This is a genomic window from Streptomyces sp. NPDC048496, from assembly GCF_043200055.1.
Classification (GTDB): domain Bacteria; phylum Actinomycetota; class Actinomycetes; order Streptomycetales; family Streptomycetaceae; genus Streptomyces.
The window spans coordinates 30490-43593 of the sequence record NZ_JBICXB010000029.1; the positions used below are offsets into that span (position 1 = coordinate 30490).

The 13104-nt window shown below is 70.8% G+C and carries 14 protein-coding genes and 1 pseudogene; 5 read left to right on the top strand and 10 right to left on the bottom strand.

Going from position 1 to position 13104, the window contains the following annotated elements; all coding sequences use genetic code 11:
• Nucleotides 1-21: 21 nt before the first annotated feature.
• A complete protein-coding gene (locus ACGFSA_RS23645; protein WP_393307260.1) occupies nt 22-1746 on the bottom strand; it encodes an MFS transporter in 1725 nt (574 codons plus the stop codon).
• A 463-nt stretch (nt 1747-2209) separates the two neighbouring features.
• Here ACGFSA_RS23645 and ACGFSA_RS23650 point away from each other — a divergent pair, with 463 nt between their 5' ends.
• Nucleotides 2210-3241: a phosphatase PAP2 family protein gene (locus ACGFSA_RS23650; RefSeq protein ID WP_393307262.1), complete on the top strand. Its 1032-nt coding sequence runs from the start codon at nt 2210-2212 to the stop codon at nt 3239-3241.
• 94 nt (nt 3242-3335) lie between these two features.
• Here ACGFSA_RS23650 and ACGFSA_RS23655 read toward each other — a convergent pair whose 3' ends face one another.
• On the bottom strand, nt 3336-3551 hold the full coding sequence (locus ACGFSA_RS23655) for an I78 family peptidase inhibitor (RefSeq protein ID WP_393307264.1): 216 nt from the start codon (nt 3549-3551) through the stop codon (nt 3336-3338).
• Nucleotides 3552-3988: 437 nt separating this feature from the next.
• Nucleotides 3989-4363: pseudogene (locus tag ACGFSA_RS23660) on the bottom strand (WYL domain-containing protein); the annotation flags it as partial.
• Nucleotides 4364-4620: 257 nt separating this feature from the next.
• On the opposite strand from ACGFSA_RS23660, the gene ACGFSA_RS23665 reads away from it, so the two are divergent.
• Together ACGFSA_RS23665 and ACGFSA_RS23670 are read left to right on the top strand one after the other, a co-directional pair.
• Nucleotides 4621-5403 carry a hypothetical protein gene (locus tag ACGFSA_RS23665; protein ID WP_393307266.1) on the top strand — a complete coding sequence of 261 codons (783 nt, stop codon included), beginning with the start codon at nt 4621-4623 and terminating at the stop codon, nt 5401-5403.
• 137 nt (nt 5404-5540) lie between these two features.
• Complete coding sequence (locus tag ACGFSA_RS23670; protein ID WP_393307268.1) at nt 5541-5867, top strand: hypothetical protein; 327 nt, start codon at nt 5541-5543, stop codon at nt 5865-5867.
• 109 nt (nt 5868-5976) lie between these two features.
• On the opposite strand, the gene der is transcribed toward ACGFSA_RS23670, so the two are convergent.
• The 6 genes from der to ACGFSA_RS23700 form a co-directional block, all read right to left on the bottom strand.
• Complete coding sequence (gene der / locus ACGFSA_RS23675; RefSeq protein ID WP_358858151.1) at nt 5977-7446, bottom strand: ribosome biogenesis GTPase Der; 1470 nt, start codon at nt 7444-7446, stop codon at nt 5977-5979.
• A 67-nt stretch (nt 7447-7513) separates the two neighbouring features.
• Complete coding sequence (locus tag ACGFSA_RS23680) at nt 7514-8170, bottom strand: lysophospholipid acyltransferase family protein (RefSeq protein ID WP_393307270.1); 657 nt, start codon at nt 8168-8170, stop codon at nt 7514-7516.
• On the bottom strand, nt 8167-8883 hold the full coding sequence (gene cmk / locus ACGFSA_RS23685) for a (d)CMP kinase (protein ID WP_393307272.1): 717 nt from the start codon (nt 8881-8883) through the stop codon (nt 8167-8169). The genes ACGFSA_RS23680 and cmk overlap by 4 nt, the downstream gene beginning before the upstream one ends.
• A gap of 158 nt (nt 8884-9041) precedes the next feature.
• Nucleotides 9042-10127 carry a prephenate dehydrogenase gene (locus tag ACGFSA_RS23690; protein ID WP_393307274.1) on the bottom strand — a complete coding sequence of 362 codons (1086 nt, stop codon included), beginning with the start codon at nt 10125-10127 and terminating at the stop codon, nt 9042-9044.
• Nucleotides 10124-10486, bottom strand: coding sequence for a chorismate mutase (gene aroH / locus ACGFSA_RS23695; protein WP_393307276.1), 363 nt, complete (start codon nt 10484-10486; stop codon nt 10124-10126). The genes ACGFSA_RS23690 and aroH overlap by 4 nt, the downstream gene beginning before the upstream one ends.
• A 156-nt stretch (nt 10487-10642) precedes the next feature.
• A complete protein-coding gene (locus ACGFSA_RS23700; protein ID WP_393307279.1) occupies nt 10643-11224 on the bottom strand; it encodes a TetR/AcrR family transcriptional regulator in 582 nt (193 codons plus the stop codon).
• 140 nt (nt 11225-11364) lie between these two features.
• Here ACGFSA_RS23700 and ACGFSA_RS23705 point away from each other — a divergent pair, with 140 nt between their 5' ends.
• A complete protein-coding gene (locus ACGFSA_RS23705; protein ID WP_393307281.1) occupies nt 11365-11829 on the top strand; it encodes a Rieske (2Fe-2S) protein in 465 nt (154 codons plus the stop codon).
• 47 nt (nt 11830-11876) lie between these two features.
• Here ACGFSA_RS23705 and ACGFSA_RS23710 read toward each other — a convergent pair whose 3' ends face one another.
• The gene (locus tag ACGFSA_RS23710; protein ID WP_393307283.1) at nt 11877-12146 is read right to left on the bottom strand and encodes a hypothetical protein; all 270 of its coding nucleotides are present in this window, start codon (nt 12144-12146) and stop codon (nt 11877-11879) included.
• Between the two features lie 144 nt (nt 12147-12290).
• Between ACGFSA_RS23710 and ACGFSA_RS23715 the strand changes: the two genes are divergently transcribed.
• Nucleotides 12291-12995 carry a DNA polymerase beta superfamily protein gene (locus ACGFSA_RS23715; RefSeq protein WP_393307285.1) on the top strand — a complete coding sequence of 235 codons (705 nt, stop codon included), beginning with the start codon at nt 12291-12293 and terminating at the stop codon, nt 12993-12995.
• Nucleotides 12996-13104: the final 109 nt, after the last annotated feature.

The window sequence follows — 13104 nt, forward strand, 5'->3', positions numbered from 1 at the left end:
GCGTCGTGCTGACGTTACGGCTCAGTGTGCCGCGCGTCCAGAGCCGGTGGCCTCGGCGGGTTGCCGCCGGGCAGGCGCCGAAGGGGGTCCTTTCGGCAGGCCCTGGACCGGCGCACCCTGGGGAGCGGGGAACGCGCGGGGCCCTCGCGACTCCACGGCGACGGTCGCCCGGGCGGCCTCGCGGGGTTCGCAGATCTCCACCGGCGGGCACTCCATCACCCGCGGCAGTCGCAGCGCGGCGAGCGCGCCCAGCAGCAGCAGACCGGCACTGACCAGCAGCGTGACATGCAGCCCGTGGATGAAGGCATGCCGGGCCGTGCTCCGCAGCACCCCGCCCAGCGGACCGCCCAGCTGAGCGGCGACCTGATACGCCTCACCCAGTGAGTGGGAGGCGGCGGCGGACGCCTCGGCGGGGACCCCCGCTGCGGGGAGCTTGGCCAGTCCGGGCGCGTAGGCGGCGTTCATGACACTGCCCAGCAGGGCGATCCCCATGCCCGCACCCAACTGGTACGAGGTTTCGCCGATGGCCGCCGCGCCACCCGCCCGGTCCGCCGGGGCCTCGCTGAGCATCGATTCGTACGCCCCGAAGAGCGTGGACTGGAGCCCGAAGCCGAGCACGACGAACGCCACGGTCAGCAGGGCGGGCCGGTCGTGCTGCCCCATCAGGGTCAGGATCAGCACCGAGGCGGCGGTGAGCACGAAGCCCCAGCCGACCATCCGGCGCGGTCCGATCCGGCGCAGGGTGTACGAGCCGGTCGCACCCGCGGCCATCGCTGCGAAGGTGAGCGGCAGCAGCCGCAGGCCGGTCTCCAGCGGGCTGAGGTCCAGGACCAGCTGCAGATACTGGACGGCGATCAGTTCCAGACCGACCAGGGCCAGCATGGCGAGGACGATGCAGCCGACCGCCGTGGAGAACGCGGGCCGCGCGAACATCGCGATGTCGATCAGTGGATGCGTACGGCGTTTCTGCCGACGGACGAACGCGACGAGCAGCGCCGCCCCGAGCAGCAGCGGCACGAGGGTGGCGGGGCCGAAGACGCCCCCGCCGGTGCCTGCGCGCTTCACGCCGAAAACCACACCGAGCACTCCGGCCGCGGCCATCAGCGCGCCGAGCACATCCCAGGGGCCCTCGTCGCTGCCCCGCGATTCGGGGAGCAGCAGCCGGCCGACCGGCAGGATCAGCGCCATCAGCGGAATGTTGATCAGAAAGACCGAGCCCCACCAGAAGTGCTCCACGAGGAAGCCGCCGATGACCGGTCCGGTGGCCGCACCGACGGCGGCGACCGCCGTCCACACCCCGATGGCGACGGCCCGCTCGCGTCGGTCGGGGAAGACCTGGCGGAGGATGGACAGCGTCGCGGGCATGATCATCGCGCCGCCGACGCCCAGCAGGGCGCGCGCCGCTATCAGCACGCCGGGACTGTCCGCCATCGCCGCGATCGCGGAGGCGGCACCGAAGAGCGCGTAGCCGATCAGCAGGATGCGGCGGCGGCCGACCCGGTCACCGAGGGTGCCGAAGAGAATCAGCAGCGAGGCGCAGACCAGTGGATAGGCATCCACGATCCACAGCAGACCGACGGCGCTGGGCCGCAGATCCTCGGTGACGGCGGGTACGGCGACGTGGAGCACCGTCGCGTCGAGCGCCACGAGCAACAGACTGAGGCAGAGGACGACCAGGACGACCCATCGATTGGCACCGTCGGCGGCTGCGCGCAGCCGGAATCGGGCTGTGGTCGTCCCGGACATGCATGTACCTCCCAAAGGTCCCTCGCGCTCGGCAGGCCAACCGGGGATGCAGCGTGCGCTGCCCCTCCAGGCCCGGCATCGACGGGCGAGTGATCCGTCAGCGTACGCGAGTTCGACGTGGCCACACGTGGTCGATCTCATACCCCGACAGGTCACAGGTGTGGCGTACGCCACGCCGGACCGGCCCCGCCAACGGCGCGTGGCCGTTCCGTGACCGGCCGGGCACCGTCCGTTCACCCGCCCATCACGGCCGGAGAAATGGATACCTGCACCGCACCCGTTAATTCGGAGCTACTCAAACGCCCTTCCGAAATAAGCGCGGAAGAAATAGAGCACGAGGTCACCGGGATTCACTGACGGGTCAGGAATATTGACCCGACTGAGACATAGTCCACATCACATCGTCATCACAAAGCGGCCGGAACGACCGGATCACGCACTCACTCGCTGTAACGTCGAGTGGGTGCGTACCGACATCTTTGCCCGGCTGGACCGGGAGCCGGAACCGCCGAAGATAGAGCCACCGCGGATGAGCCGTCACCGCATCGCTCTCTTCGGCGGGACGTTGGCGTTCTATCTCGCCATCGTCGTTGCCGTGCTGATGGGCTCCTGGCTGGTGTCCCTGGACTGGAAGGTCATGCTCTTCCGGCCCTACCAGCAGTGGCCCGGAATCCATGCCTTCCTCGACTACTACGTCGTCCTCGGCCAGCGAGGCCCGACGGCCGTGATGGTCGCCTGCTGGCTCGGCTGGCGCTCCTGGCGGCAGCACACCCTGCGGCCCCTGCTGACCCTGGGCGCCTCGCTGCTGCTGCTCAATCTGACCGTGGGCGCCGCCAAGCTCGGCCTGGGCCGGCTCGGCCCGCACTACGCGACCCAGATCGGCTCCGCGGAGCTCTTCGCCGGCGGCGATATATTTCCGTCCGGCCACACCGCCAACGCTGTGGTGACCTGGGGAATCCTCGCCTACTTGGCCACTACGCCGCGGGCCAGACGCTACCTGTCGGCCGTATCGGCGGTGGTCTCGCTCGGGGTCGGGCTCACGACCGTCTACCTCGGTACGCACTGGCTGAGCGATGTGCTGCTCGGCTGGGCCGCTGGGCTGCTGATCCTGCTGGGCCTGCCATGGGTCGAGCCGTTGATCACCCGTACCGAGGACTGGATCTTCGCGGTGCGCGAGCAGTTCCGTGCGCGTCGCCGGGCCGCTCCCCCGGTGCCCGTCGCGGCCGGTGCGCCCCGGACCGTGCCGTTGCCGCAACCTGACAGTGGTGGCGGCGCGGGCGAGAGGCCGGTGCTCGAACCGGTCGCCACAGGCGGCCGCCCGGCCGCCTCGGCTCCTGCCGCTCCGGCGGCGGGGACCCGGCAGCGGGCCCACACGCCGCACATGGTGCGCTCGGAGCGGACGCCGGTCACCCCGGCCGGCAGTCGGCGCCCACCGCACGCGGACCGAACGCCGCGAGGCAACACGAGCCCGGCCCGCCCGGTGGCCGGCGGCTGACGGACCGCATCCTCGTGCGGGGACGGTACGCACAGCCTCCCCCCGCACAGTCAAGGCCCCGACCTCGGTCGGGGCCTTGCTCATGACAGGAGTCTCAGCCGACCCAGCAGCGGGTCACCACGGCGTGGTCGACCTCGAAGTTGATCCGCCCGGCCAGGTACTCCATGGTGATGATCGCCCCTGGCGGCAGAGCTCTGACAGTGCGCCAGCCGCGGGCACGGGCCCTCCGCTCGGCGGCTTCTGCGGTGAGGCCGACATACGCGTCGGGCGTGTCATCGGGCTGGGCGGGAGGGGTCGGAACAGGTGCCATGCCACTCACCGTAGGCGGCCCCGGGCAGGTACGGAAGCCGGACGCGGGCACCCGGCACGGCATCCTCACGTACGCCGCCGGTCACGCTTGTGTCACAGGATCACGACAGCCGCTTCACTCGAACTGCTTCACTCGAACGTGCGGTTCTCAGGCCGACGCACAGTAATCATGCACACTTACAGACGATCACCAACGTCTCGGCAAACCAGAGGAAATACGACCTACCCGATGGTCAGAATTTCCTTCCCGTAAGACATTCGAAAACGGGCCCGCCGCCGGGAATTCATGCTTCCTTATGGCAGCCTTATCTTCTGGTCGGGATATCCACACCATCCGACCGCAACCGCCGCCCGCATCCGCACGTATACCGGACACAAGCCTGCCCTCACCGGCCGGACACACCGGGCGAGCGGTCGGTCGAAAGTCCGCGGGTCCCTTCAGCCGAGCGCCCGGGCGAGCCGGTCCCGGGCCGCCCTGATCGCATCGGTGAGCTCCTGCGGTTCGACGACCTCGAAGTCGAAGCCCATGAGCATGACGTGGATCACCAGGACGTCGAGGCTCGCCGCGCCGGTGCGCAGCAGGCGGCTGTCCGCGTCGATCGCCTCCAGCACTCCGGAGGACGGCGAGATGCGCTCGGCGGCCAGCTCGACCGGCACCTTCAGCCGGATCACCCCATGCGTCGCGTACGCAGCGGTGGATACGCCCTTCGAGACATAGGCGGCCAGGTCCTCGGCGGGCGGGCGACGCGGAACGAAGCGGGGACCGTGCGGCGGCGTGGGGGTGATCCGGTCCGCCCGGAAGGTACGCCAGTCCAGCCACTCCCGTTTTCACCGATTTCATGATTTGTCGACCTGTCGCCGAACCGACCGCTCGTCGGGCCAGGCAGGCCAATGTGCCTCCAATCGGCAACAATTGACCGAAAGCAACCCCTTCGGGGCTTCGATTCACCCTCTGCGCCGGACGGTTCGATTCCGTTCCCTTTCGCGCGTGACCCCGGCCACGGATTGCCCGTTGTCTCTTCATGAGCCGGGAACCGCCCGGCGCACGTACCGAGTTCGAGGAGCCACCCGTGCCGCGCATGCTCGACGTCAGCGAGGACGTACGCGCCGAGATCGGCGATGCCGAAGCCGATCGGTTGCTCGTCGGCGACAACGCCCCAGGCAGCTACGACTGCACTTCCTGCCGCACCCCTGGCGATTCCGAGCAGGAGCGCACCAGCACGGTGCTGTTCGTCGGCGACGAGACCGCCGTTCTCGCCTTCGCGCACGCGACCTGCATCCCCTCCCAGGTCGTCCAGGTCTCCGAGGAGCAGCTGCAGGGCGCCGTGCGCAGCATCACCGGCAGCGAGCCGGAGGGCCCGGAGGGACTCATGCCCGGCCAGGCCGTCCTCGGCGTCACCAGCGGTCTCGTCCTGATCGACGACGAGCTCCACCCGGCGCTGGTCGTCGAACCGACAGGCGCGATCGCCCGCCCCGGTACGGACGGCAGCGGAGGCGACGAATTCCTGCAGCTCCTGCTGGAGCAGGGCTTCCAGCCGGTCCACCGGATGGGTCGGCTGCCCGCCCTGCTGCACGGCTGGTCGATCCTGCTCGCCATGGGCCAGCTGCACGCCGTGCTGCAGCCGGGCACGGGCGGCGGCGCCCCCGTCGCCTGGTGGCAGGCGCACGCCCCGCTGCAGGTCACCGAGGGCTGGCGGACCGCGGCCAGCAAATCGCGGACCGTTCTCGTCTTCGCCGCCCCGGCCGGATCGATCGGCCAGCAGCCCCGCGAGGACCTGCTGCGCGACGCACTGGAGAAGGCCGCGAGCGGCGGCCTCCTGGTCGCGGCGGCGATGCCGCTGGCCGGGACCTGATCATGTCCGTACGCTCCTCGCACCCGGAACGAACAGCTATTTCTTCGCCGGGCCCGCATCCGACGGCCGGTGGGGTCGTTGGCACGTACGTGCACTCATACGACCCCTCCCACCAGCGTCCGAGCCCGATCCCTGCCATGCGCCCGTCGCGGGAGCCATCGGGCGGCCAGTCCCACACCCCGATCTACGACGCGTTGTACTCCGAGTACCGCCGGTCGTTCCGGGCGCTGCCAGGTGATCGGAGCGGCGAGGAGGGCCTGGCCTTCATGGCCTTCGGTACGGGTCTGTTCGGCACCCGCACCCCGCTGAGCGTCCACTCCGGCCGTGCGGGCCACTCCGGCGGCGCCTCCGGCCCCTCCGGTCAGGGGCCGCGCACCGGAAGCCTCGGCTCCTGGCAGCGGGTAGGCCGGCACGCCGGGCGCAGCACCCCTGCGGCGCTGCCACCGGGCTCCGGGGGAGCCTGACCGTACGACGAAGCCCCGCACCGCTCACAACAGGAACGGTGCGGGGCTTCGCCATGTCCGGGACGGACGGACAGACAGTCGGCCGGTCAGTCAGCGGGCCGGCCGGGCGTCACTTCTTGCGGCCACGCTTCTCGCGGACCCGCACCGAGATGTGGATCGGGGTGCCGTCGAAGCCGAACTCCTCGCGCAGTCGGCGCTCGACGAAGCGGCGGTAACCGTGCTCCAGGAACCCGGAGGCGAAGAGCACGAAGCGCGGCGGCTTGGTGCCGGCCTGGGTGCCGAAGAGGATGCGGGGCTGCTTTCCGCCACGGACCGGGTGCGGGTGGGAGGCGACGATCTCACCGAGGAAGGCGTTCAGCCGGCCGGTGGGAACGCGCGTCTCCCAGCCTTCGAGCGCGGTCTCGATCGCCGGGACCAGCTTCTCCATGTGACGGCCGGTGACAGCCGAGACATTGACCCGCGGTGCCCACGCGACCTGTGCGAGCTCCGTCTCGATCTCGCGCTCCAGGTAGTAGCGGCGCTCCTCGTCGAGGGTGTCCCACTTGTTGTACGCGATCACCATCGCGCGCCCGGCCTCCACGGCCATGGTGATGATGCGCTGGTCCTGCACACTGATGGACTCGCTGGCGTCGATCAGGACGACGGCGACCTCGGCCTTCTCGACGGCTGCCGCGGTACGCAGCGAGGCGTAGTAGTCCGCGCCCTCCTGGAGGTGGACGCGGCGGCGGATGCCGGCCGTGTCGATGAACTTCCAGGTGATGCCGCCGAGCTCGATCAGCTCGTCGACCGGGTCACGGGTGGTGCCGGCCATTTCGTTGACGACGACCCGGTCCTCGTTCGCCACCTTGTTCAGCAGCGAGGACTTGCCGACGTTCGGACGGCCGATGAGGGCGATGCGGCGCGGTCCGCCGAGGGCGGTGCCGAAGCGCTGGGCCGGGGCCTCGGGCAGTGCTTCGAGGACGGCGTCGAGCAGATCGCCGGTGCCGCGGCCGTGCAGCGAGGAGACCGGGTGCGGCTCACCGAGGCCGAGCGACCAGAGCGCGGTGGCGTCGGCCTCGCCGCTCTGACCGTCGACCTTGTTGGCGCACAGGACGACAGGCTTCTTGGCCCGGCGCAGCAGCTTGACGACGGCCTCGTCGGTGTCGGTCGCGCCGACGGTCGAGTCGACGACGAAGACGACCGCGTCGGACGCCTCGATCGCGTACTCGGCCTGGGCGGCGACGGAGGCGTCGATGCCCAGCACGTCCTGCTCCCAGCCGCCGGTGTCGACGACCTTGAAGCGGCGGCCGGCCCATTCGGCCTCATAGGTGACTCGGTCCCGGGTGACTCCGGGCTTGTCCTCGACGACCGCTTCGCGGCGGCCGATGATCCGGTTCACCAGGGTCGACTTGCCGACATTGGGGCGGCCGACGACGGCGAGGACGGGCAGCGGTCCGTGACCGGCCTCGTCGATCGCGCCCTCGACGTCCTCGACGTCGAAGCCCTCCTGCGCGGCGAGCTCCATGAACTCCGCGTACTCGGCGTCGCCAAGCGCTCCGTGCTCGTGGTCCGAGCCGCCGGAGTGAATCTGGTCGTTCATGAAGTCCGTTCCTCTTTGCATCATCATCGATGGACCACGATCACGCGGCCCACTACTCAAGTCTTACTTAGCGCCCGGTGAAGCGCCTGGCCCTGTCCAGGTGCGAGGTCAGCCGCTCCTGGATCCGTACCGTCGCCTCGTCCAGCACCTTCCGGGTGCGCCGGGGCGCACCTTCTTGTGCTTCGAAGGCATCGCCGAAGACGACATCGACCCGGCTGCGCAACGGCGGCAGTTCCGATATCAACCGCCCGCGGCGCTCAGTGCTTCCCAGAACGGCCACGGGGACGATCGGCGCCCCGCTGCGAACCGCGAAGTACGCGAGTCCGGCCCGCAGCGAGGCGAAGTCTCCTTCACCCCTGGTGCCCTCGGGAAAGATCCCCAGCACCCCGCCGTTCTGCAGCACGCCGAGGGCGTGGGTGATGGCGGTGCGGTCGGCGCTCGTACGGTCCACCTTCAGCTGACCGATTCCGCGCAGGAACGGGTCGAGGGGGCCGACGAACGCCTCTTTCTTGATCAGGAAATGCACGGGCCGTGGCGCGGTGCCCATCAGCATCGGCCCGTCGATGTTGTGGGAGTGGTTCACCGCGAGTATGACGGGTCCGGAGGCGGGTACCCGCCACGCACCGAGGACGCGGGGCTTCCACAGCCCGTACATCAGCCCGATGCCGATCCCGCGCCCGACCGCCGCTCCACGCAGCGTGGGCGTGCCCGTGGCAGGGGTCACTTCGCGGCCCGCTTCTCCTCGACGAGGGTGACGACGCACTCGATGACCTGCTGCAGGGTCAGCTCGGTGGTGTCCACCTCGACCGCGTCGCCCGCCTTGGCGAGCGGCGAGGTCTTCCGGCTGGAGTCCGCGGTGTCCCGCTTGATCAGCGCCTCCTTGGTGGTGGCGAGATCGGAGCCCTTGAGCTCTCCGCTGCGACGGGCCGCGCGGGCCTCCGGGGCGGCGGTCAGGAAGATCTTGAGGTCGGCGTCGGGCAGCACGGTCGTGCCGATGTCACGGCCCTCGACGACGATGCCGACCTCGGCGCCCGCGGCGATGGACCGCTGCAGCTCGGTGATCCGGGCCCGCACCTCGGGGACCGCGCTGACGGCGCTGACCTTGGAGGTGACCTCCGGCGTACGGATCGGCCCCGCGGCGTCCTCGCCGTCGACCGTGATCGTCGGGGCGGCCGGGTCCGTGCCCGAGACGATGACCGGCTTGTCCGCGGCGGTCGCGACCTCCGCGGCGTTCTGCACGTCGATGCCGTTGTTCAGCATCCACCAGGTGATCGCCCGGTACTGGGCGCCGGTGTCCAGGTAGCTCAGGCCGAGCTGGGCGGCGACGGCCTTCGACGTGCTCGACTTACCCGTGCCGGACGGGCCGTCTATGGCAACGATCACTGCGGCCGGGGCCGTCCGGGCGGCGGCGCTTACGGTTTCCACGGTGGTGGACACCTTCCTGGTACTCGGGGTGGGCGGGACGGGGACGCGCGAACCCGCCCCGCTCAAGGTTACCGAGTGTCTGGACGGGCCTTTGCACCCTGTGGACAAGTGCCCCCGGACCTGGCCGCCGCGGGCCCTGGGGCGTCCGGCCGTGATGCGCGGGACACCACCTACTGGCGGATCGACCAGCCCCGCTCGCGCAACGCCGCGGCGAGTGCGGGGGCCGCGCTCGGCTCGACCATCAGCTGCACCAGACCCGCCTGCTGCCCGGTGGCGTGCTCGATGCGGACGTCCTCGACGTTGATCCCGGCCCGGCCCGCGTCGGCGAAGATCCCGGCCAGTTCGCCCGGCCGGTCGCTGATGAGCACGGCCACGATCTCGTACGACGCCGGGGCCGCCCCGTGCTTCCCGGGCACCCTGACCCGGCCCGCGTTGCCGCGCCGCAGCACGTCCTCGATGGAGTCGGTGCCCTCGCGGCGCTTGTCTTCGTCGCCGGTCTGGAGGCTGCGCAGCGCCCGTACCGTCTCGTCGAGATCGGCGGCGACCCCGGCGAGCACATCGGCGACCGGGCCGGGGTTGGCGGAGAGGATCTCCACCCACATCCGGGGGTCGGAGGCGGCGATCCGGGTGACGTCCCTGATGCCCTGGCCACAGAGGCGTACGGCCGTCTCATCGGCCTCCTCCAGGCGTGCGGCGACGATCGACGAGATCAGCTGCGGGGTGTGGGAGACAAGGGCGACGGCCCGGTCGTGGGCGTCGGCGTCCATGACGACCGGAACGGCGCGGCAGAGCGCGACCAGCTCCAGGGCGAGGTTGAGGACCTCGGTGTCGGTGTCGCGGGTCGGGGTGAGGACCCAGGGGCGCCCCTCGAAGAGGTCGGCGGTGGCAGCGAGGGGACCCGAACGCTCCTTGCCGGCCATCGGGTGCGTCCCGATGTACGGCGTGAGGTCGACGCCGAGGGCTTCCAGCTCGCGGCGGGGGCCGCCCTTGACGCTGGCGACGTCGAGGTAGCCGCGGGCGATGTCGTCCCGCATGGCGGTGGCGAGCACCGAGGCCACATGGGCGGGCGGTACAGCGATGACCGCCAGGTCGACGCGGCCCTCGGGCGCCTCGTCCGTACCGGCGCCGAGCGCGGCCGCGGTGCGGGCGGACGCCGGGTCGTGGTCGAGGAGGTGGACGTGGACGCCGCGCCCGGCAAGGGCGAGGGCTGCGGAGGTGCCGACCAGGCCGGTTCCGATGACGACGGCGGTTCTCACTGGGCGATGTCCTTGCGGAGGGAGGCGGTGGCCCCGAGGTAGACGTGCGTGATCTCGGACCTGGCGAGGTACGTCTCGACATGGGCGAGGATGCGCACCACGCGGGGCATCGCCCCTTCGATGTCCAGCTCCTGGGCGCAGATCAGCGGTACGTCGACGATGCCGATGCCGCGTGCGGCGGCGGCCGGGAAGTCGCTGTGCAGATCGGGGGTGGCCGTGAACCAGATGCTGATCAGGTCGTCCGCAACGAGGCTGTTGCGCTCCAGGATGGCGGTGAGCAGGCCGCTGACCCGCTCGTCCATGTGTCCGGCCTCGTCCCGGTCCAGCTGGACAGCTCCACGGACCGCTCGTACCGCCACGTCTGGCTCCTCACTCTTCGTGCTGTTGTTCTTCGTGCCGTTGTTCTTCGTGCCGCTGCATGGTTGTCGCGCCTGCTCCGCGCCAACCTGCGCGTTTTCAGCCTAGAGGGGCGGGGCCGCCGACGACCGAGGTGCTCTGTCCGTGAGACACAGCGGTCATCGGGACGCGGCGGTGGCGTGCACGGCGAGCAGAGTCCGCCGGACCCGACCGGCCGGCTGCGCCGGGCAGGCATCGATCCGGCCGTGCACCCAGTCGGCGAGGACGCCGGTGAACAGTCCGGCGACGGCACTCGCGATCGGGTCCTCGCCGCTTCCGGGGGCGGCGGCAGTGGAGTTCGCCGATGCCGCACTGGCGCAGCTCCTCGTACAGCAGCTCGCCGAGCGGCCCGCGCGCAGCAGGCTCCGGTAGACCCCGGCGCGGGTGCGGACGGCTTCCATGAGGGCAACCAGGCCGTCGGGGCGCCTCGGCGCCGGGGGCACGTCGTCCCACGCGTGCAGGGCGTCGACCGCCTGTCGGGCGGTCTCGGCGCAGACGTCCAGGGCCAGGGGACGCAGATCGCTGCAGTCCAGACAGAAGGTGGCCCGGCCGGCTGCGGCCCGGCGGACCACGTCGGAGACGCTGACCCGGTCGAGCGGCTGTTCCTCGCAGGCTGCGAGGAGCGCCTCGCAGAGCCTGCCGCGGGTGCGTGCGGTACGGGGGCGCTGCTGCCCCTCGGAAGAGGGATGGAATATCGACAATGTCGGCCAGAACCGGTGCGTCTGCCACTCGGGCGAGTCTGCCGCCAGGTTGCTAGGCCCTTGGCGTCCGCGGGGTCACGATGCCCATGCCGGGAGCAGACAGCTCACCCGGTCGTGGCCACCACACAGGGAGCAAGCCCATGGACGCACGACGAAGGACGGTCCTCACGGCAGCCGCGGCGGGCGCCGCCGGGCTGGTGACCGCATGCGGCTCGTCCGGGGACGGAGGCAGCACGGTATCCGCACCGGAGACCTCACCGGGCGTCACCCCGAGCACCAAGGCAAGCACCACGGCGCCGAAAGGTTCCACCGCGAGCGGCACGGTTCTCGCCAAGACCTCGGACATCCCGGTCGGCGGCGGCACGATCTTCACGGAGCAGAAGGTCGTGGTGACCCAGCCCAAGAAGGGCGAGTTCAAGGGCTTCTCCGCCATCTGCGTCCATGCGGGGTGCACCGTCGACTCGGTCAGTGACGGCACCATCAACTGTCCCTGCCACGGCAGCAAGTACCGCATCACGGACGCGACGGTCGTGGCCGGTCCCGCGCCGGGCCCGCTGCCCACCGAACGGATCACCGTCACCGGTGACACCATCCGGCTCGTATGACACCGGCCGTCCCGACGGGAGCCGAAGCCCCCGCCGGGACGGTCGCGTCAGGGCAGTCTGCGGGCGTCCGCGAGCAGCGCGGCCTCGGCGACATCGGAGGCGGAGTGCGTCAGCCCCGCGGCCCGGAGCGCCTCGGTGACGGCGTCCAGGGCGCCGATCGGGCGGAGCCCGTAGTACCGGTGGTGCAACGAGTCGAGAACCCGGAGCGCTGCCCGCTCCTCGTTCCCCGAGCGCACCCGACCCACCAGCGCGTCGAGCGCGGTCACCAGCAACGGCCGCCCGTCCTCAGTGGTCGCCCATCCGCACAGCAGCTCCACCGCGGCGAAACGTACCCCGAAGGTGGGGTCGTCGCGCTCACCGGAGGGGTGCGCGCCGGGCCTTTCGGATCATCGTCATGCGGCCGATGCCGGCACCATGGCTCCCTGCCCGCAACGCATTTGCCCTCACGTACGCTCACCTGCATGACCACCCCGGACGCCACGGCCCTCGTACGCGACCACACGATCTACTCCTGTGTGATGGGCTCACGCGCGTTCGGGCTCGCCACGGACAGCAGTGACATCGACCGGCGCGGTGTCTTTCTGGCGCCGACCCCCCTCTTCTGGCGGTTCGAGAAACCGCCGAAACACGTCGAGGGCCCGGCGGAGGAGCAATTCTCCTGGGAACTGGAGCGCTTCTGCGAACTGGCGCTGATCGCCAACCCCAATGTCCTGGAGTGCCTGCACTCCCCCCTGGTGGAACGGGTCACCCCCGTCGGCCACGAACTCCTCTCTCTGCGCGACGCGTTCCTGTCCCGTCTCGCCCACCGGACCTTCGTCCGCTACGCGCTGGGCCAGCGCAGGAAGCTGGAGGCGGATGTCCGTAGTTACGGTGCGCCGCGCTGGAAGCACGCCATGCATCTGCTGCGGCTGCTGGCGAGCGGCCGGGATCTGCTGCGTACGGGAGAGCTGACGGTCGACGTCGGCGCGGCCAGGGAGGAACTGCTCGCGGTAAAGCGCGGCGAGGTTCCCTGGCCGGAGGTCGAACGCCGGATGACCCGCCTGGCCGAGGAGAACGACGAGGCGGCAGCGGGCTCCCCGCTCCCACCGGAGCCGGACCGGGCCCGGGTGGAGGACTTCCTGATTCGCACCCGCCGAACGTCGGCGCTGTCACCCGGCACCGGCTGAGCGGGCCCGCCCGCAACCACCACCGGTCTGCTGCCCCGTGACGGCCGGTCCGGGGTCGCACAGGGGAGCCCCGCAGGGCGATGAAGAAGAACCCGGGCTCCCCCGCGTC